This window comes from Chryseobacterium sp. UNC8MFCol (genome assembly GCF_000482305.1).
In the GTDB taxonomy this organism is placed as follows: domain Bacteria; phylum Bacteroidota; class Bacteroidia; order Flavobacteriales; family Weeksellaceae; genus Chryseobacterium; species Chryseobacterium indologenes.
Genome location: NZ_AXUZ01000004.1, coordinates 460,367 through 481,172, shown reverse-complemented (window position 1 = coordinate 481,172; position 20,806 = coordinate 460,367). Strand labels below are relative to the sequence as shown.

The window sequence follows — 20,806 nt, the reverse complement described above, 5'->3', positions numbered from 1 at the left end:
CTTATTTTATATCCGACAACAAACGACAACAAATGAATTTAAATAGTTTATAACCGACTGAGCCGGGAAGAGATGACAATCTTTGCAACAGAGATTTGAGAAAGCAGTGAACGTCTCTTATCTAAGTTATTAATCTTTAAAATCTAAAAGTTATGTCACTAAGAAACAAAGTAACATTAATTGGTTACACAGGTAAAGAAGTTGAAATGGTAAACTTCGAAAACGGAAATGTAAAAGCAAGCGTATCTTTAGCCACCACGGATCATTACACCAATGCTAAAGGAGAAAAAGTAGAAGAAACGCAATGGCATAATCTGATTGCTTTTGGAAGGGTAGCGGAAATCCTTGAGAAATATGTACCCAAAGGAAAAGAAATTGCCATCGAAGGAAAGCTTACCTACAGATCATATGATGATAAGGAAGGGGTAAAGCGGTATATCACAGAAATACGGGTAGATGAGATTCTATTGCTCGGTAGTAAATAATTCTAAAAAATTACAAATGATGAAAGTGAAAGTTTTTAAAGTAAGGCTTCCGGAAGAATTCCTTTACCAGGATCAGAAAACACTCGATGATTTTCTGGAAGTACATGACATTATAAAAGTTGAAACAGCTTTTGTTGGTGATGAGTGTTATTGGTCTGTTATCTTATATTTTGAAGAACTAAAACAAATAAGAAATACAGTGAAAGAACCCAAAATAATCAAGTATTCTGTAGAAAATGACCTTCTCAATGCTGACGAAGAACAAATCCTCAATGCCTTAAAACTTTGGAGATCAGAGAAAGCAAGAGAACAAAATCTTCCCACATATTTTATTGCCAGTAATAAAGAACTCACGTCTGTGGCTAAATACAAACCCGCCAAGAAAGAAGAATTACTGGAAATCAAAGGATTTGGTAAACACAAGATCGAAAATTATGGTCAGGAGATATTAGAAATTCTGGAAAGCGTCTGATTGTAGAATAAATGATGAAAAAGCTGGAGAATATTCCGTTCTTCAGCTTTTTACCTGTGTAAAGTCCTTGCAATTCCTTATTTTTGCATTTATCAAAATGACATACAAGAAATGAAGCCAAGTTTAGCAAAAGGAACGAGAGATTTTACGGCACAGGAAGTATCAAGAAGAAAATATATCATTACTATCTTACAGAATAATTTTGAATTGTTCGGATTCCAGCCATTGGAAACCCCAAGCTTTGAAAATCTTTCTACTTTGACAGGAAAGTACGGAGAAGAAGGTGATCGGTTGATCTTTAAAATCCTAAACTCCGGAGAGTACACCTCAAAAGTAAACCAGGAGGATTGGGATCATAAAAATCATCAAAAATTAACCTCACAAATTTCTGACAAAGCCCTTCGTTATGACCTTACTGTACCTTTTGCAAGATTTGTGGCAATGAATCATGGTAAATTGACATTTCCTTTCAAACGTTACCAGATTCAGCCGGTTTGGAGGGCAGACAGGCCCCAGAAAGGAAGATTCAGAGAATTCTATCAATGTGATGCAGATGTGGTAGGCAGTGAAAGCTTATTTCAGGAGGTAGATCTTGTGCAATTATATTTAAAGTCATTTTCAGACTTGAAAGTTCCTGTGACCATTCATATGAACAATAGGAAAATACTTTCCGGATTGGCAGAATATGCCGGGATTACAGATAAGCTGATCGATTTTACAGTAGCCTTGGACAAACTTGATAAAATCGGAAAAGAAGGAGTTGTAAAAGAATTACTGGAAAGAGAAATTGCCCAGGAATCTATTGATAAACTAGATTTCTTATTTGAACAGACTGATGATGCACTCGAAAACCTTCTTCAGCTTAAAGAAAAATTTGCAGGCAATGAAATTGGCCTGCAGGGGGTAGAAGAACTTGAATTTGTTCTTACACAATCTCTAAATCTTGGTGTTGATGCACAAAATCTGGTATTCAACATTACCCTGGCCAGAGGATTAGAATATTATACCGGAGCTATTTTTGAAGTGAAAGCCGACGAAGTTGCCATGGGATCTATCGGTGGAGGTGGCAGATATGACAATCTTACTGAAGTTTTCGGAGTTAAAAACGTACCGGGAATCGGAATATCATTCGGTCTCGACAGAATTTATCTGGTAATGGAGGAACTAAACCTTTTCCCTGAAGAAGCAACCTCTAAAATAGAGTACTTATTTGCTAACTTTGGAGGTGAAGAAACAACAGATGCTTTAAAACTTATTATGCAGTTAAGAGCTAAGGGAGTTTCTGCGGAATTGTATCCGGAGAGTGCGAAGCTGAATAAACAGTTTACTTATGCTGAAAAGAAAGGTATTAAAAATCTTGTTTTCCTTGGAGAGGAAGAAATTAAAAATAATACTGTGACTTTCAAAAATCTGGAAGCCGGTGAACAAAAAACACTTTCTGTAGAGGAGTTTCTGGGATAATTTATTAACCATGGTTTTTCAAGATTATTCTATAAGTCTTGGATATAATGGTTTTTAAAAACTAAATATTTACACAAAGTGGCAGCAAATATCTTTTTTGATTTTTGCTGTCACTTTTTTATTTATCCGAATAGTACGGATATTCAATAAGACAAGATTTTAATCTTTAAGCTGGAAAAATTAGAGGAGAATTTGTAATTTGGTTCGATAAATAAAAGGCAAAGTGAATATCAGTCTTTGTTTTAATAAAAACTTTTAAACATAAAAACCAAATGGATACTATTTGTGCACTATGTGGGACTCCACTCACCTCTACAGATATGCTTGTAGGAAAAAACAAATTGGCAGATGGCGGTTACTTGTGTGCCGGATGTTTCACAAAAGCCATTACCATCAATAGAGATCTTGTCAATACTTTAGATCAATTTTATTTTGCAGAGATCACAGGAATGTTTCTTAAAAGTAAGATTGATGCCAGCCAAAAAACTTCAGGACCATCATACTCAGGTGGAAGTTCTTATGAATATGATGCCCCCAGCAGACTTGACGAAATCAAAGACCAGATTGTAGCTTTAAATGCCAGACTCAGCGTACTTGCCAATGAAGAAGTAAATGTGCTGGATACCGTATTGGATAAAAATGAAAATCTTCTGGCAATTGCCGAATGTATATATCTTCAGAATAATCGTGAAGGAATTGTCTTCGCAACACCTTGGCGTGTTGTTTTTATTGATAAAAAAATCCTTGGCGGTATCGTTCGGAATGAATTTCCTATTCGGGAAATTATCTCTGTAGATCATATTGAAAGCCTGATGTATTCTATTTTAAAAGTCAATATTAAAGGAGCTTCAGCAGAATTTAAACTTCATAATAAAAGTGACGGTAGAACATTCTCCAATGTTGTCAACGGAAATATTCAATATCCGGAAAAATATCAGAATCCACACACTGAATCCTTACCCACATTTCAATTCAATATTCCGGGGCTGGTTCAGGAAAATGTATACACCACAAATACCAATAAAGAAGATTCTGCTACTGTTTTTGAGCAACTGGAAAAGCTTGGGAAGCTAAGGGAAATCGGAGTTTTAACTGAACAGGAGTTTGCAGAGCAAAAGAAAAAGCTTCTTGATAAATTGTAAAAATGAGTAATAATTGTTCATTGTGCGGCGCAGAATTAACGCCCATGGATACTTTGTTAGGAGAGAATAAACTTTCTGATAATGGCGTTTTGTGTAATAAATGCCTGGATAAAGCAAGTACGATCAATCAGGAGTTGCTGTACAATCTCCATAATTTCAGTATTGAAGATATTAAAAACTTGCTGAAAAAAGTCAGTGCAAACCCAATTCATCCTTTAGAAAAAACAGAGGCGGCTCCTCCTAAGATTACCTATGATATTCCAAAGGAGATATATAAACAGAGAAAAAGAAAAATTAAGTATGAACTTGAAAGTTTAAATGCCAATCTTTCCGTATTTACAAAAGGAGAAATTAAAGAGCTTCCTTTCCTTATTGCTGAGGATGAACAAATACTTGCCATCACCGATGCTCAGTTTGTGAATACATTGGACGCGGGACTATTGATTGCGACACCGATGAGAATATTATCCGTTTCCAAATCTATGTTTGGAGCAGCAAAGATCAATGATTATCCCAATGAAACCATAGAGTCAGTAAGTTTTGTGGCAGATCCACGGTCACCCGTTATTCGCCTGCATCTGGATGAAAGAACCGTTGAGTTTGAGTGTTATATGGATAAAGAGGATGCAGAGAAATTCTATGACCAAATAAAAAATCTTTATAACAATCCTAAAATTCCTCAACAAAATATGCAAAATCCTGTAACAGAAATTCCATCCATGGTTATTTTTGAACAATTGGAACAATTAGGAAAATTGAGAGAAAACGGTATTCTAACCGATACAGAGTTTACAGAACAAAAAAGAAAATTACTGGACCAATTAAAATAAAATCTTTTAACATTGAATCATGAAGGATAAAGCTGAAATTGTTGAAAAATGGATCAAAGGATGGTGTTTGTCAAGAGAAGTATCTTTTCCCGTCCAATATAAATCCGGGTTTTACGTTTTCGTAGGCGACGAAAAGCAAAAAGAGCGTTATGTTTTCCCTGAACCTGATGAAGATTTTTTTCAACTTACCCGTTCAATTGACGAACCGTGGGTGTATCTCAAAGTGAGTACACCTCCGGAGGAATGGATACAACGTATTCCTGAAAAATGGGAACTGCAGCCTCAGGGATATCTGATGACCTGTTTTCAACCGATGAATTTTGGGACTATCAGTCTGGCCAATGGATATCATCTGGAATTCTCCGAATACAATTCAACGTATGTGGTGAAGGCTGTAGCTGAAAATGGTGAACAGGCTTCCATAGGCCGTGTCTCCCTCACAGATGATGTTGCTGTCTACGACAGGATTGTCACTGAAGTAAAACATCAAAGAAAAGGTCTGGCCTCATTTTTATTAAAGGAACTTGAAAAAATAGCTTTGTCAAAAGGATTTTTTAATAATCTTTTAGTAGCAACTGAAGAGGGAAGACTCCTGTACGAAACCTTAGGATGGAAGGTATACTGCTTACATTCTTCCATCGTGATTCCAAATAAAGAATGTTAAACAGTGGGAAATGAAAATGAATAATAAAAAACAAAACAATGGAAAATTACCTAGAAATAAATAAAAAATCATGGAATGCTAAAGTAGAACCTCATCTGAAGTCAGATTTCTATTTTGTGGATGAATTTCTGAATGGACGAACTTCTCTTAATTCCATTGAGCTGGAGCTTCTGGGAGATGTGAAAGGAAAAAGCATTCTGCACCTGCAGTGCCATTTTGGGCAAGACTCTATTTCACTTTCAAGAATGGGAGCCAAAGTAACCGGGATCGATCTTTCGGATAAAGCTATAGAAGCAGGAAGAGAACTTGCCTGGAAATGCGGAACAGATACGGAATTTATATGTTCGGATGTCTATGAGCTGACTAATACTTTACATCAAAAGTTTGATATCGTGTATACAAGCTATGGTACAATAGGGTGGCTTCCTGATCTTGAAAAATGGGCCGGCGTTATTCGTCATTTTCTGAAGCCGGAAGGTAAGTTTATCATGGCAGAATTTCATCCTGTAGTATGGATGTTTGATGATGATTTTACAAAAGTAGCCTACAATTATTTTAATGAAAAGCCGATTGTAGAAACGTATGAAGGTACGTATGCTGATCAGTCGGCGCCTATTGTACAGGAATATGTAATGTGGAATCATTCTTTGGCGGAGGTGCTGGATAATGTAATTAAAAAAGAAATGACTTTGCAGACTTTTCAGGAATATGACTGGTCACCTTATCCGTGTTTCAGGCATGTGGAAGAATTTGAAAAAGGAAAATGGAGAATCCCTCAGTTTGGAAACAAAATTCCATTGGTATACGCCTTTGTTGCACAGAAAAAATAAGATCTTGTGTTTTAAAGTAAAAAAGTCATCACTATTACTGTGATGACTTTTTCCATATATGAATGTTAAAAAAACTACTGTCTGCTTTAGCTTAAAGAGTCTTCAGCTTTTGTTTTAGCTTCGTCTACTTTATTTTGAACCTGGGAAGCCACATCGTTAGCTTTAGTCTTAATGTCATTTCCCCATTTATTCAGATTGTCTTTTGCTGTATTGATTTTGTCCTTTACAGCCTGTTGGTCTTCAGGAGATGAATTTTTATACTTCCAATAAGCTATTGCACCTAATCCTAGTAAAGCTAATAAGCCTTTTGTCTTGTTTCCCATGATTTCTATTTTTAAAATATTAATATTAAAGTTTGTTATTAATACTTATGTAAAATACGTGCCAAAAAATTAAGTCTAATTATAAATAAATGTTAAATTTAAGAAAATACCTCAAAAATTTCTCCGTCAAAACTTGCGAAAACCATGGTCGGGTAGGAATCTTTGTGATATACATTCCCTTCTTTATCAATAGCGATGGCACCCGCAAACCCATCGATGGTTTTTAATTCGTCAAAAGTTTTGCTGAACGCTGTTTCCAGACTCATCCCGTCAGTAACCCTTGTTACAATTTTGGCAGCGGTAGCATTGCTTACGATATCTTCACCCACACCCGTACAGCTTACTGCACAAAAAGCATTGGCATAATTTCCGGCCACAGTAGCCGAATCGGAAATCCTTCCCGGAATTTCAAAGCCTTTTCCTCCTGTAGAAGTCGCAACGGCTAATTTTCCATCTTTATCGATTGCTACGCAACCTACAGTTCCTTTTCCGCCATTATTCAGTTTAGCTTCATATTCAGACCTTCTTTGCGGGATTTCCGTTGAGAAATTTTCAAAACCATGTTCTGATGCATAGCGTTTTGCTCCTTCTCCTCCGAGAACCCTGTCGTCTTCACCAATGAGATTTTTTGCAACGAAAACAGGGTTTTTCACATCCTGTATATTGATTACTCCGCTTAATTTCTGTGTTTCTCCATTCATGATTGCAGCACTCATCCGAATCACTCCGTCACTTTGAATCTGCGAGCCTATTCCGGCATTATAGAGCGGATCATCTTCAAGAAGAGATACAGCATAGGCTACCGTCTCAAATGCAGAATGTGTTTGAAGATACTCAAAAGCTTTTTGGGCAATTTCTTTTAAAGAGTTTTGTTTTGCAGTCTTTACTTCATGGCTTTGGTCACTTTCCGAAAAAAAACCGCCGTGGATGATGATTTTCATAATAGGTATGGGTTTCGTGTTCCGTGGCTTCATGCACGTTTATTAATAAGAAGAAAAGATAAGGATTTTATTAATATCCTGGATCAATACGTGTCTTGTGTTCCGGGATTTCGGGTGTATTGCCTTTCGAAAATTAAATTCTTATTATTTATAAAATCTCACATCCCCGAACTACTTATCCTGTGGAATCGGATTAAATTGTGAGTTTTCTATCGTAAGTGTTTTTGTTGTAAGATCATAATGATCATTCATAGACATTACATGAACCGTCAGGTTGTCAATAGAAATAGGCTCTCCAAGATTGATGTTGGTAAGGTTGGTATCTTTAATAAACCTTCCGTCTACCAGGATAACAAGTCCGGAACCTACTGCGGTCATCACGTCATTATGAATAAACAGTCCGGTGTCTTCACCAAGCCCGATACCCAGCGTTCTCGGGTTATTCACTACAGCCTGGAAAAGGCGTCCGATTCTCCCTCTTTGTACAAAGTGAGTATCAATGATAACATTATCGATCAGGCCCAGTCCTTGTGTCGTTTTAATTTCTCCTTTTAATAAAGCTTCAGAGCTGCTTCCCTGATAAATCATATTTTCGGAAGCTGCCGCAGCACCTGCCGATGTTCCGGAATAAATGAAATCCTGTTCCTGATATTTCAGTAAAATGGTATCATGAAAACGGGTTCCTCCAAGAATAGAGGTCAGTCTCAATTGATCACCTCCGGTAAGCATCATTACATCAGCAGCATTTGCTCTTGCAACCATAGCGTCAGAATTGGCCTCCTCACGGTTGTGGATATCTAGGACGTTCACATTTTTAGCGCCCAAAAATTCAAATGCTTTTTTATATTCGGAGCCTACAATCTGCGGAATCTGGGAAGCGGTAGTTACAATCTCAATTACAGAATCTTCCTTATGTTTTGATTCATTGATGATCTTTCGTAAGATGCCTCTTTCAAAAAAATTAAGGTTCTTTTCAATATTCTGATCATAATCGGTTTCTGCAAAACTTCCTTTGTTTACAGCACCCCCAATAACTATTAATTTTCCAACAGGTTTCGTCATGGTACAAAATTAAAAAATAATTAACATTATTTGGCGAAATTCATGCCATCTTTACTTGATTTTTAATGATTTAGAAATGTTAATTAAAATTAATTTTTTTTTAATAATTCTTTAAATGTGGTATGGTTTCGTTTAGGGTTTTACATTATCTTTGACTATAAAAGGAGTTATTATTAACTGTTAAAATGCCAATAGACTATGAAAATCGAAAAGATTCAGGCACTACGTGGTCCTAATATCTGGAGTATCAGAAGAAAGAAACTGATACAGATGAGGTTAGACCTTGAGGAAATGGAGAATTATCCCACTAATAAAATCGAAGGATTCAGAGAAAGGATAGAAAAATTAATACCGTCACTGATCACTCACAGATGCTCGGAAGGTGTAGAGGGTGGTTTTTTCCATAGAGTGGAAACGGGAACCTGGATGGGGCATGTTATTGAGCATATAGCTTTGGAGATCCAGACGCTTGCCGGTATGGATGTAGGCTTTGGAAGAACCCGAGAAACCAAAACTCCGGGTGTATATAATGTCGTATTTAATTATATAGAAGAAAATGCGGGAATATATGCTGCGGAAGAAGCTGTAAAAATTGCAGAAGCTTTAATTGAAGGAACAGATTATGACCTGAGTGCATGTATTCATCGGTTAAAAGAGATCAGGGAACGCGTTCGTCTCGGTCCTTCTACAGGAAGCATAGTAGAAGAAGCTGCTTCCAGGAAAATTCCATGGATAAGATTGGGAACCAATTCATTGGTGCAATTGGGCTATGGAGTCAATCAACAACGCTTTCAGGCTACGATTACAGGGAAAACAAGTTCTATTGCAGTTGATATCGCATGTAATAAAGAATTGACGAAGAAAATGTTGCATGATGCAGCTATTCCTGTTCCCATTGGTGATATGGTAGTGGATGAAGAGGGACTAGAGAGCGTAATCAGAAAAATCGGTTATCCTATCGTGTTGAAACCTTTAGACGGAAATCACGGAAAAGGCTCTTCCATTAATGTCAATGACTGGGAAGCGGCAAAGACAGGGCTGGAACATGCCCAGAAATATTCCAGAAAAGTAATCGTAGAAAAATATATTACCGGCTATGACTTCAGAGTTCTGGTCATCGATAATAAGATGGTGGCTGCCTCTAGACGAGTTCCTGCCCATATTGTTGGTGACGGAGAACTCAATATTCAACAACTTATCGATAAAGAAAATAAAGATCCACGACGAGGATATGGTCATGAAAATGTACTTACTGAGATTGAAGTAGACAAAGATACTCTTGAGCTTCTTGATAAACTTCAATATACTCTTGATACCGTTCCTCAAAGAGGAGAGGTGGTTTACCTGAAATCAACAGCCAATCTGTCGACAGGAGGAACCTCGATAGACGTTACGGATATGGTACATCCCGAAAACATTACGATGGCGGAAAGGATTTCTAAAATCATCGGTTTAGATGTTTGCGGTATCGATATTATGGCTGAAAACCTGACCCAGCCCTTAAAAGAAAGCGGAGGTGCCATTATAGAAGTGAATGCGGCACCCGGATTCAGAATGCACCTTGCCCCGAGTGAAGGATTGCCAAGAAATGTCGCTGCTCCTGTAGTAGACATGCTCTATCCGCAAGGAAGGCCCTTTACCATCCCGATTATTGCCGTTACAGGAACCAACGGAAAAACAACAACGACAAGACTGATCTCCCATATCGTGAAAAGCAACGGCTACAGAGTAGGTTTTACGACTTCTGACGGAATTTATATTCAAAATACAATGCTGTCTAAAGGAGACACTACAGGGCCTCTTTCTGCTGAGTTCATCCTTAAAGATCCCACTGTAGAATTTGCTGTTTTGGAAACGGCAAGAGGAGGGATTTTACGTTCCGGATTGGGTTTTTCACAATGTGATATCGGGGTTCTGACCAATATTGAAGAAGATCACCTGGGAATGAATGATATTCACAGCCTCAAAGATCTTACAAAAGTGAAGCGCGTTGTACTGGACAGTGTAAAGAAAAATGGCTGGAGTGTTTTAAATGCTGATAACGAATATTCCATGAAGATTGTGAATGATCTTGATTGTAATGTTGCCATTTTCAGTATGGATGAAAATAATCCTCACATTGTAAAATTTGCTAAAGAAGGAAAAATAACCTGTGTCTTCGAAGAAGGTTTCGTGACCATTAAAAAAGGAGACTGGAAAATCAGGATCGGAAAAGCTAAAGATTTCCCGATTACGATGGAAGGGAAGGCGAGATTTATGATAGAAAACGTGCTGGCGGCCAGTTTGGCAAGTTACCTTCACGGATTTGGCATTGAAGATATTTCCAATTCTTTGAGAACATTTATTCCAAGTGCTCAGCTCACTCCCGGAAGACTGAATGTATTTAAATTTAAAAACTTTAAAGTACTGATTGACTTCGCTCACAACCCTTCAGGCTATGAGGCTATTGAAGATTACCTGAAAAATGTAGAATCTTCAAAGAAAATTGGTATCATTTCCGGTGTGGGAGACAGAAGAGATAATGATATCAGAGAATGCGGACGGATTGCCGGGCGCATGTTCGACCACATCATTATCCGCAACGAAAAACATCTTCGCGGCAGAACCGAAGAAGAAATCAACGGATTGATTATTGAAGGTATGCAGTCTTCAGGAAAAGATGTGAGCTACGAGATCATTCCCAAAGAGATTGAAGCTTTAAAACATGCCATAGGAATGGCTGAAGAAGGAACTTTCATTACCGCTTTAAGTGATGTAATTTCCAATGCCATCGATCTTGTACAGGAATACCAGGCTCGGGAACTGCTGGAAGATGATAAAAATTTGTAAGAAATAAAAACCTTCGGAATTCCGAAGGTTTTTTTGTTGTTATATGTTTTCCCAGGTTTTTTGAACTTTCTGGATTTTTGTCAGATAAGGAATCAGCAGAACCAGCTCGAATCTGATGGTGAAATGTTTTGAATCTGCTACAAAAGGTAAAATAAACATGGCAATTCCGCAGATGATAATTCCTAAGACCGCATCGGCAATAGCGGCTTTTGGTGCCCATCTTTCTTCAAACCAAAGCCCATAGGCGACAATTCCTTTAAAAATTAGTAGAAAAAGTATAATGAAACCGGTTATGCTGTAAGGTTGAGTAGTTTCTAAGCCGTAGATCGACAAATTTGTATCATTAAGAAAGTATCCAAAACCCAATATCAGAACAGCAATAACTCCTCCAAAGATAAAGAACCATATGAAAATTTTGATCCACCATGGAAGTAAGCTTCTTCTTCGGGCAAAATTATTTTTTTTATCAAACTCTTCAAAATTTGATGGCACTTCCATGTATATTTAGTTTTTTTTAGGTTATAAATTTTATGTTGAAAGCTCCTTTTGCAGTTATTCTTCTCCAAAAAATGCATTCGAACTTCCAATCCAGATCGCATCTTTCTTATTAAAATCTACATTTACCATAGCGGCCTTTGTCATTCTGCCAAGGTTTTCCAATAGAACGGGGCGCTCATCATTTTCCCGCCAAATATACAACAAACGGATCTCTGCTTTTGAAAAATCACCGTGAATATCTTCAAAAATGGGCTCATAGTTTACTTTTCTTTGAAGAATGTAATTTTCTTTATCCTGAATGGCATCGGTAATTTCTTTTGTAGGTTCCAGATTCACACCACTTCCGGCAAATGAAAATAAGGGCTTTAATACAAAATTTTCCAGCTTCTCGGTTTCCGGGAATTCATTAAGAAAATAGCTTTTTGGAACAAACTGATGATCCAACAGAGGAAGAAGGAATTTAGAAATTTTAAAAAACCAGTTGGGATGGGTAATCCATTTGACATCCACTTCTTCACGGAAATCAAATTCGGTTTTTAAATCGGGGATCCTGTCGAGCTCATCAAAAATCACACGGTTGTAAATCCTTTTAATTTCTATCCTTTTGTCATTGTCCTCATAATACAGTTTTCTGCCTTCTTTCTTTATTTTTGTCAGGCAGATAGTTTTGATTCCAAGCAGTTGTTCCGTTAAAGCAAAATCAATGGCTGTTTTCTGTTTTTCGGGGAAAATTTCAAGAAGGATCACATGTTCCGGATTCTCATCTCCAACGATCAGTTCTTTCAGATAATTTTTAAATGTTTCCTGTGGCATAGGATTACGGATCCCGGAAAGAAACGGATAGACTTCGCAAAATGTGTTTTCAAAAGTTTTCTGAAAAGCATATAGCGAAGGAAAAGCCTGTAATTCAATAAGCTGGGGTTCTATTTCTCCGTTTTTACTCTTACAAACACCAAAGTCTATCGTAAAAAAATGAGGTTTATCGGTATCATTAGGAACTTTACAATTGTCTGGGACAGCTTTTTGAAGGGTTTCCTGCGGAAGTTCTTTGATCCGGCTGATAATGCTTTCGCTGGCATCCAAAAGTTTTCTTTCAAATTCTTTGGTAAGAAAAATGGGACTTTCTGAAACCCTGAAACCGGGTTCTACACCGCTTTTTTGTGCCAAAGTATATTTAAGCTCCTGATATTTCTCCTGAGAAAATTCCTGATTGAACTGTTTTCTGTATTTTGGGATCATATTTTTCTTTTGTAATGGTAAAAAATCGAGCGTGGATACCCGATTGATATAGTTATAAATCCGGAAGAAGGGAGCTTTTGAAACCGGAACTTTTAGATAAAATCAGTTTTACTAATACCTCATTAAATCAAAAGTTGACCAGAAATTTATCACTGCGATAGCTTCCTGCCTTTTTAAGCCCAGGATTCAGCACCTTTCAAAATGTTTTTTTTTGCCCACTGAAGGAATCTCGGAAGGATCTGATTTCTGGTAAGAATGATTTTATCTTCATCATCTATTCTGTCCATCGTTTCAAGATATTTTTCCATTCCGAAATTTTCGATCATGGCTTCTCTGTTTTTATCATCCTTAAGGTTCTCAATTAATGCCTCAGGACTTGCTTCCGGGTGAAACTGTGTTCCAAATATCTCATCCGAAAAACGAACAGCCATTACAGCTCTTTCCAGATTAATGTGAGGACGGAACTTTTCAATGGCCATAATTTTCATACCCAATTCCTCAAAACGATCTATATCAGGTTCAATAAACTGATAAGCTCTGGAATCTACAGCATAGAAAGGGTCCTGAAGATTCTTAAATAAAAATTCTTCTTTACCTTCTGCGGTTTTATGAACCGGCATTACTCCGAAAGAATAGGATTTTCTTTTACAAATATTGCCCAACTTCCAATGGATGCTTGCCAGCTGAAAGGAGTGGCAGATCAGGAAAAGATACTTTTTATCTTCATGGTAAGTATTGTGTTCAAAGAGGGTATTTAAAAAACCGGCAAACCTGTTTTCCCACTCAAAACCTTCTCTGTGTGGAGTGCCCGGGCCGCCTGAGGAAATAAAAATATCAAAATCTCCGATTTCCGGCATTTCATCTTTAAATCTTACATCAAATGTCTTGATGATCACATTTTCTTCTGAGTTCTGCTGAAACGTTTCAGAAATTTCTTTAATATTTCTAAAGCCCTGATTGACATGATTATTGTTCATATCCAGCAGAGCAATTCGAATATCTTTCATTACATCATATTTTTTGTAAAGGTATCAAAAATATTATGAAGCAGGTTCACCGTGTGTAATACCATATTCGGTCTCAGAGATCATATAATCTACGACTTTTGTGAGATCACCGGTTTCCTTGAAGATCTGAAGCTGCCGGTCTGCTCCGGTTCCGTGTTCAAGAATTTTCCAGGCATATTCCACTTCATTTCTGCATCCAAGTTCATCTACTACATCATCGATGAATTCTAAAAGCTCTTTTAACAAATGAGGGTACGGCACTGATTCTTCTTTACCAAAATCGATAAGGTGAGCTTCTATACCACTTTTGGAAGCACGCCATTTGTTCTCATTCAACAGTAATCTCCTGTAGCTTCTGAAACTAAGGTTTTGCTGATGGAGCTTATAAATCTTGGCAACCAGACTTTGCATAATGGCAGCCAGACAAACGGTTTCGTCAATTCTTAGCGGCATATCACAAATCCTGAATTCAATTGTAGGGTAGAACGGATGTACACGAAGGTCCCACCATATTTTCTTGGCATTATCAATGGTACCCGTTTTTATAAGAAGATCCACATAACTGTCAAATTCAGCCAGGGAATTAAAAAAACTGGGAATACCGGTTCTTGGGAATTTCACAAAAATCTCCTGTCTGTACGATTTAAACCCCGTATATCTGCCGATCCAAAAGGGCGAATTGGTGGAAAGAGCATAGACGTGAGGCAAAAAATACCGCATGACATTCTGGATTCTTACCCCTTCTTCACGGTTCGGGATCCCAATATGAACATGAAGCCCGAAAATAAGGTTCTCACGGGCAACGTCTCCCATGTCATCCACAATTTTAATATATCGTTCTCCTTGTGTAATAGTATTGTCAGACCAGTGTGAAAAGGGATGTGTTCCGCCTCCGGATACCCTTAATCCCTGTTCATGGGCAGTATTGATTAAGTGGCGTCTTAAACCGGTTAATTCAGCTCTTGCTTCCTGAATATTCTGACAGATGCCTGTTTCCATTTCAATCATGGATTCATGCATTTCGTGTTTTAAATTTTCACTTAAAACCGATTTTCCGCCCTCAATGATTTTTGAAACGTGAGAAATAAGATCCCTGCTTTCAACATCAATGATCTGATACTCCTCTTCGATTCCAATAGTAAACTGATGATGCATTTTTCTTGTGTTTTTTTATTTTTTTATTGAATCTCTACTTTATTGAATCTTTCACAAAGGTTCCCCAGGCAATATTGGGTTTTCCCGGAATGTATTCTTTTGCTTTTTCAATGGCCAGTTTGGCAGCGTGCTCTATAATCCATGCGAAATTTTCTTCTCCTACAGAGTTTTTATCTGCATCCGGAGCCGGATTACAGAAGTCGATTGCATAGGGAATACCATCTCTAACGGCAAATTCTACCGTATTAAAATCATATCCTAAAGCTTCATTCATTTTTATGGTATAATCATGAATGGTCTTTAGCAATTTTTTCAGTTCTTCACCCTCGGTTTTATGGGTAGTTGCATATCTCAGATGAGGTGCATTACGAGGTTCGTAAGGCATGATGTGAACATATTTTCTTCCCAGACAATATACTCTGTAATAATCATCAAAGATAATCTCTTCCTGAACCATCATCACCAATTGCTCCGTTTCGCCCAGTTTATTCCAGAGATCATCAGGATTGTCTACACGGTAAACATTTCTCCATCCGCCTCCATCATGGGGTTTCATATAAGCCGGGAATCCTACATAATTAAAAATATACTCCCAGTCGTGTGGAAATTTAAGATTTCTGAATGATGTCTCTGAAGTATTGGATGGTCTTTCATGAGAGGGAAGCAAAACGGTTTTAGGCAAAGGAATTCCCAGTTTAGACATCAGGGCGTTATTGAAAAATTTTTCATCAGCACTCCACCAGAACGGATTATTAATCACATAGGTGCCATTCAGTGCTGCATTTTTCAGATAGGCTCTGTAAAAAGGAACATCCTGAGAAATTCTGTCGATAATGACGGCATACCCATAATCTGCACCTTGTTCCAGTTTGTCGATATGTACCGGCTCAGCTACAATATCTCCGCCACCCAACTCATTTACTTTATCAATAAATGCCCAGGGAAACGTATCCTCCATACCAAAAAGAATTCCTACTTTTTTTGTCATAATTTTTTGTTTTTTAATTGGTGTATATATTTTTTATAACAGGTAATATTTAAGAGAAATAAGCTCCTATAAATGTTGGAAATACCATTCTCCACAGGGGCCAGTCGTGGCCGATCCACTTTCTTTCATCATACCAGAAATCAATACCTTTTGCTCTTAAAATTTCAGCCATTTCCACATTCTTTTCTTTACAGATATCCTGGTCGGAAGTGCTCAGTACGATGTGCATATGTTTATATTTCCAGGATTCATCATTTCTTATAAATTCTCTCGGACAGTTAAAATAAACAAGGTCGTCTGAAAATCCATCCATAAAACTTCTTATGCTGAAAGCACCCGAAAGACAAAATAAATGAGAAACCACATCCGGAAACCTGAAAGCAAAGTTGGCAGCATGATATCCTCCAAAGCTTGCTCCTGCAACGGCCACACGATGGGTTTTATGAAGTTTTTGAATATATGGGACAAACTCTTTAATCAAAAACTGAACATATCTTTCGTAATTTCTTATTCTCTGCTGAGGCGATATAGTATTGTCGTAAAAGCTCCGGCTATCGATGGTTTCGATATTGTATAGCTTTACTTTTCCCTGTTCTACAAACCAATTGATACTTCCGTTAAGGTCAAAGTCATGGTTCTGGGTATATTGCCCCTGAGAAGTCGGAAACATAATAACGGGATGACCGTAATGTCCGGTTACTTCTACTTTAAGGCTTATACCCAAAATATTAGAATAATAATCTGTATGTTCTATATGCGGCATTGATTCACTTTTTCTTTAATCGTTATGTGTTAACTGCTTAATTTGTTACTTTTCGGAGGCAGGATATTGAGCATTTCAGCATGGATCTTCTGAGCGGCACTATCTAATTTATCCTGAATCACAGAGGCATCAGCAGATTTATACACAATACCTACATGATAATCTATCGGGAGAAATTTTACAACTTCTTCGCATTCAAAACTGCTGTAGTCTGGTTCTTTATCTTTGATCAAAGCAACAATTAACCCTGCATAATATCCGGTAGGTGGGGAAACGGCATATGGTGTACCCCTCAAAAGGGCGTCTTCAATCTTTGCCCATTCTCTCCAGATATTGGTATTGCTGGATGCTTCCACAAGATCAGGAATATGGGCGCCTCCAACTCTTGAAGATGTTTCCAGGAAGTACCATTTTCCATCTTCTCTTCCCCGGATAAACTCGGTGTGAGTGGCACCGTTAAGGAGCCCAAAATTGGAAAGCACTTTAGCGTTACTGTCTTCCAGAGCCTTAAATTCTTCAGAATATCTTCCTAATGTTTTTGACCTGAATACACCTCCCTCATGAGAAACCTGCATGGGCGGGGCCAGATATTTGGAGGCAGAAGTAAAAACAATTTCTTTATTAAAGGTAAGGCTGTCTACATGATATACATCACCGGGTTTAAAACTTTCTAATAAAAACAGGTGACGCTCTTCTCCAAGAGTATCCAATGCCTCATGAAGTTGTTCTCTGGAAGTGATTTTCTTAATACCGGATGCTGAAGCTTCTGATCGGGGCTTCAATACCCATGGAGGAGAAACTTTATCGGCAAAATCATTAACGGCATCATCATTGAAAACTGCTGTAAACTCAGGTACATTGATTCCCGAGTCTTTAGCCTTTTGTCTCATCGCCAGTTTATCTCTGAAATATCGGTGGGTCGTCTGCCCCATTCCCGGAATACGAAACGTTTCCCTGATCAGGGCAGCCTTTTCCACATCATAATCATCAAGGGCAACTACCGCATCAACTTTCCTGGTTTTCATTAAGTGTGAAAATCCCTGAATCAGATGATCCAGATTCCAAACGGAAGGCTTGAGTTCGGGCATATAAAAGACCTCGTCAATAGCATGCCACGGCCAGTTTTTTTCTTTAAGATTTTCCGATGTTACCAGGATTATTTTATTACCAAGCTTTTTCATTTCATCCATGAAATCATAGCCCTTGTAATAGCAAGAAATGCATACAATAGTTTTCTCCTCCATATAATGTTTTTTAAGATTTAGTGATTTTTCAAAAATAAAAGCAAATCTTTATTGTTTGATTAATATCAAATAGGGGAATATGATGTATTTTTTTAAAAATCGCTAATCAAGTATACAGAGAATTTTTGTAATAAACTAATTTTTAATGATAATTTTCAATTAAATCAGAGAGTAATTGAACTCCATAACCGGTTGCTGCTTTTTCTTTAGCATATCCTACACTTCCAAATGCCACTCCGGCAATATCAAGATGTGCCCATTTAGGATGATTTTCAATGAATTGCTCTAGAAATTTAGCCGCAATAATACAGTCTCCCACAGGTTTCATAGAAAGGTTTTTCAAATCTGCGACATCAGACCGAATGTCGTTTTTCCAGATATCCCATAAAGGCAGATTCCATAGCCTTTGGTTAGTCTGATCTCCGGTTTTTATGAACATGTTTTTTAATTCATCGTTATTAGAAAACAGAGCTCCGCAGGTGTCTCCAAACATTCTTACCGAGCTTCCCGTTAAAGTAGCCAGATCGATGAGAAAGTCTGTTTTATAGTTTTTGGAAAGATAAGAAAGTCCATCCGCAAGGATGAGTCTTCCTTCTGCATCAGTATCCAGAACTTCGATTGTTTTTCCATTGTATGCCGTGATAACATCACTTGGAAGTAAAGCTTTCTCAGAAATAGCATTATCTGTAATGGGCAGAACGGCAACAATATTAACCGGAAGTTTCATTTCTGCAGCATAGATCAATGTTCCAAGAACTGCCGTGGCACCGCCCATATCAGATTTCATATAATGTAAGTTTGCCGGGTTTTTCAATGAAATACCACCTGTATCAAAAAGGACACACTTTCCGACCAGACCGAAAGTCTTCGCATTTTTAACCGTTGTTTTATATTCCAAAATAGTGAATGCTGCATCATAGGCACTTCCTTGATTTACAGCGAGGTAGGCGCCCAGCCCTAGTTCTTCACATTTTTTTCTGTTAAAAACAGTATATTTTAATTCATATTTTTTGGCCATATTTTTTAAATATAAACTAAAAACGTCCGGCTTTTTAAGATTAGCAGGTTTATTCAGCCATTCCTGGCAGGTAATCTGGCCATTGCTTAAAGCTTCTGCTTTCTGGCCGATATAATCTAACTTCTTCTGACTTAAATTTTCAAAATGAAGCTCAAATTTTGTATTCCAGAAGGGATGATTTTTCTCAAAAGGATAATTATAAGTGCCAATCAGAAGCCCTTTCACAAATTCTTCAAACTGCTTTTCATTCATGAAATCTGCCAAAAGTAAAGTAGGAGCAGCCTGAAATTTTTCTTTCTGTATTTGAGAAAACTTCACCGCTACCTGCTGAATTTCGAAGTTTTGTAAAGCAGATTTCCCTAAGCCTATAAAATAAGTGATTCCTTCTTCATGGGCATTAATGAAGACCTCATGTTTTTTCCCCGTAAAAAAAGTAGCTATATTTTTATTGAAATTTTTATTAGATTTTGTCCATTCTTCCTCAGTGAATACATGAAAAACCTGAGTGTAATTTTTATTTTTTTTGTTGATTAACTTCATAAATAGATTTTATTCTTTTTAAGGTCACGGATAATTAGGGACCTTAGTTTTTAATGCTTTGTTGTTGTGGTTTTACTTCAACCGGATTTTCAGTATTATTATAGAACAGCCATTCTATCGCTCTCGGAAATTCCTGAGACCAGTAAAACTCACTATGCGTCCCTTCAGGATTAATGCTGGTTCTGAACTCAAAATCAAACAGGTTCTTTTTTTCCCACTTTTTCAGATAGTCTTCAAAAATACGGATCCTTTTTACCATTTTAGATCCTTCTTGGCCACCGCCGTATAAATAAATTTTTGTTTTATAGGGAACCCTGAAATTCATCATCGGGAAGTTATTATTAGGTTCCACCCAAAGGGAAGGGGAGAAGATCAATAGTTTTGAATACACTTCCGGATAAAGAAAACCACTGTAAATACTGATGAGAGCACCCAATGAACTTCCTCCGATTCCTGTATTTTCACGGTCTTTTTTAGTCCGGTAATGCTCATCTACAAACGGTTTTAACGTATCGGTAATGAACCGGATATACTTTTTTCCCTCTGAGCCACTGGCTACATTGTCATTATCAAAAATATATTCCTTAATCCTGTTCTGGCTGCCATGTTCAATAGCAATAATAATCACATCACCGCGACCATACTCTGAAAGTATGGATAATTTTTTATCAATTTCCCAATTACCGAAATCACTTCCTTCATTAAACAGGTTTTGGGCATCCTGAAGATATAAAACAGGATACGCTTCATTAGAAATATAATAGTCATGAGGTAACAAAGCCCAGACTTTACGATACCGGTCGAGTTGAGGAATATAAAATTCTTCCGAAATCACTTCTGCAATAGGGGAAAACTCTTCTTTAAAAGGGCCCCAGTTCAATCGCCATTGGTCTACCGTGTCCGAAACTTTCCCGATCACTTTTTTTACTTTCCGGTTTGGCGTAATATTTCCATATCGGTCGAGTTCCACATTTTCCCAACCTCCTTTGGTGAATTTATATTCAATATCGTCAGGAAGTAGGGAGTCATCAATTTCTATGGAATAATTGCTGGAATCGATTTGTGTAAGCCGGTAATTGTCATCTTTCGGGTCCCATTTGTTGAAATTTCCGGTGATCCAAACCGGTCTTTCATCCTTTTCTTCTGTATAGAGTTCGAACTTCATCCTGAGTGTTTAATGTGTATTTAATAATATTAGATGGCTAAATTTATAAAAAAGATTGCTTTAAGATCATAAAAAAATGATTTTAAAAATTGATATATTTGATAGACCCAGGAAGAAGAAGAAAACTAACTTGATAATTATTTGATGAAT

General features: G+C 37.4%; 20 protein-coding genes. 8 read left to right on the top strand and 12 right to left on the bottom strand.

Annotated elements, in window-relative coordinates; genetic code table 11:
* The first annotated feature begins 152 nt into the window (after positions 1 to 152).
* The 7 genes from M030_RS0105470 (at position 153) to M030_RS0105440 (ending at position 5,884) form a co-directional block, all read left to right on the top strand.
* Positions 153 to 485: a single-stranded DNA-binding protein gene (locus tag M030_RS0105470; protein ID WP_027372573.1), complete on the top strand. Its 333-nt coding sequence runs from the start codon at positions 153 to 155 to the stop codon at positions 483 to 485.
* A gap of 16 nt (positions 486 to 501) precedes the next feature.
* Positions 502 to 957 (top strand): HRDC domain-containing protein, encoded by a 456-nt coding sequence (locus tag M030_RS0105465; protein WP_227533068.1) that lies wholly within the window; start codon positions 502 to 504, stop codon positions 955 to 957.
* Between the two features lie 111 nt (positions 958 to 1,068).
* On the top strand, positions 1,069 to 2,418 hold the full coding sequence (hisS, locus tag M030_RS0105460; protein ID WP_027372571.1) for a histidine--tRNA ligase: 1,350 nt from the start codon (positions 1,069 to 1,071) through the stop codon (positions 2,416 to 2,418).
* Between the two features lie 272 nt (positions 2,419 to 2,690).
* On the top strand, positions 2,691 to 3,560 hold the full coding sequence (locus tag M030_RS0105455) for an SHOCT domain-containing protein (RefSeq protein WP_081806293.1): 870 nt from the start codon (positions 2,691 to 2,693) through the stop codon (positions 3,558 to 3,560).
* A 2-nt stretch (positions 3,561 to 3,562) separates the two neighbouring features.
* Positions 3,563 to 4,390 carry a PH domain-containing protein gene (locus tag M030_RS0105450; protein WP_081735595.1) on the top strand — a complete coding sequence of 276 codons (828 nt, stop codon included), beginning with the start codon at positions 3,563 to 3,565 and terminating at the stop codon, positions 4,388 to 4,390.
* Between the two features lie 19 nt (positions 4,391 to 4,409).
* Entirely contained in the window at positions 4,410 to 5,054 is a 645-nt protein-coding gene (locus M030_RS0105445) for a GNAT family N-acetyltransferase (protein ID WP_027372568.1), read from the top strand.
* Positions 5,055 to 5,092: 38 nt separating this feature from the next.
* Positions 5,093 to 5,884, top strand: a complete 792-nt coding sequence (locus M030_RS0105440; RefSeq protein WP_027372567.1) for a class I SAM-dependent methyltransferase — start codon at positions 5,093 to 5,095, stop codon at positions 5,882 to 5,884.
* 86 nt (positions 5,885 to 5,970) lie between these two features.
* On the opposite strand, the gene M030_RS0105435 is transcribed toward M030_RS0105440, so the two are convergent.
* The 3 genes from M030_RS0105435 to M030_RS0105425 all read right to left on the bottom strand — a co-directional run bounded on the left by M030_RS0105435 (position 5,971) and on the right by M030_RS0105425 (position 8,210).
* Entirely contained in the window at positions 5,971 to 6,207 is a 237-nt protein-coding gene (locus M030_RS0105435; protein WP_027372566.1) for a YtxH domain-containing protein, read from the bottom strand.
* A gap of 98 nt (positions 6,208 to 6,305) precedes the next feature.
* Positions 6,306 to 7,148 (bottom strand): isoaspartyl peptidase/L-asparaginase, encoded by an 843-nt coding sequence (locus M030_RS0105430; RefSeq protein ID WP_027372565.1) that lies wholly within the window; start codon positions 7,146 to 7,148, stop codon positions 6,306 to 6,308.
* Between the two features lie 171 nt (positions 7,149 to 7,319).
* Positions 7,320 to 8,210 carry a cyanophycinase gene (locus M030_RS0105425; RefSeq protein WP_027372564.1) on the bottom strand — a complete coding sequence of 297 codons (891 nt, stop codon included), beginning with the start codon at positions 8,208 to 8,210 and terminating at the stop codon, positions 7,320 to 7,322.
* 198 nt (positions 8,211 to 8,408) lie between these two features.
* Between M030_RS0105425 and cphA the strand changes: the two genes are divergently transcribed.
* Entirely contained in the window at positions 8,409 to 11,039 is a 2,631-nt protein-coding gene (gene cphA / locus M030_RS0105420; protein ID WP_027372563.1) for a cyanophycin synthetase, read from the top strand.
* Between the two features lie 39 nt (positions 11,040 to 11,078).
* On the opposite strand, the gene M030_RS0105415 is transcribed toward cphA, so the two are convergent.
* The 9 genes from M030_RS0105415 to M030_RS0105375 all read right to left on the bottom strand — a co-directional run bounded on the left by M030_RS0105415 (position 11,079) and on the right by M030_RS0105375 (position 20,656).
* Complete coding sequence (locus tag M030_RS0105415; RefSeq protein ID WP_034722109.1) at positions 11,079 to 11,537, bottom strand: hypothetical protein; 459 nt, start codon at positions 11,535 to 11,537, stop codon at positions 11,079 to 11,081.
* A gap of 54 nt (positions 11,538 to 11,591) precedes the next feature.
* Positions 11,592 to 12,776, bottom strand: a complete 1,185-nt coding sequence (locus M030_RS0105410; protein WP_027372561.1) for a hypothetical protein — start codon at positions 12,774 to 12,776, stop codon at positions 11,592 to 11,594.
* Positions 12,777 to 12,949: 173 nt separating this feature from the next.
* On the bottom strand, positions 12,950 to 13,783 hold the full coding sequence (locus M030_RS0105405; protein ID WP_027372560.1) for a type 1 glutamine amidotransferase: 834 nt from the start codon (positions 13,781 to 13,783) through the stop codon (positions 12,950 to 12,952).
* Positions 13,784 to 13,816: 33 nt separating this feature from the next.
* On the bottom strand, positions 13,817 to 14,938 hold the full coding sequence (locus M030_RS0105400; RefSeq protein WP_027372559.1) for a carboxylate-amine ligase: 1,122 nt from the start codon (positions 14,936 to 14,938) through the stop codon (positions 13,817 to 13,819).
* Positions 14,939 to 14,972: 34 nt separating this feature from the next.
* Positions 14,973 to 15,926: a RimK family alpha-L-glutamate ligase gene (locus M030_RS0105395; protein WP_027372558.1), complete on the bottom strand. Its 954-nt coding sequence runs from the start codon at positions 15,924 to 15,926 to the stop codon at positions 14,973 to 14,975.
* A gap of 49 nt (positions 15,927 to 15,975) precedes the next feature.
* Positions 15,976 to 16,689, bottom strand: a complete 714-nt coding sequence (locus M030_RS0105390) for an alpha/beta hydrolase-fold protein (protein ID WP_027372557.1) — start codon at positions 16,687 to 16,689, stop codon at positions 15,976 to 15,978.
* A 29-nt stretch (positions 16,690 to 16,718) separates the two neighbouring features.
* Positions 16,719 to 17,933, bottom strand: coding sequence for an acetyl-CoA carboxylase biotin carboxylase subunit family protein (locus M030_RS0105385; RefSeq protein ID WP_027372556.1), 1,215 nt, complete (start codon positions 17,931 to 17,933; stop codon positions 16,719 to 16,721).
* A 142-nt stretch (positions 17,934 to 18,075) separates the two neighbouring features.
* Entirely contained in the window at positions 18,076 to 19,491 is a 1,416-nt protein-coding gene (locus tag M030_RS0105380; protein WP_027372555.1) for a leucyl aminopeptidase family protein, read from the bottom strand.
* A gap of 43 nt (positions 19,492 to 19,534) precedes the next feature.
* A complete protein-coding gene (locus tag M030_RS0105375; RefSeq protein WP_027372554.1) occupies positions 19,535 to 20,656 on the bottom strand; it encodes an alpha/beta hydrolase in 1,122 nt (373 codons plus the stop codon).
* Positions 20,657 to 20,806: the final 150 nt, after the last annotated feature.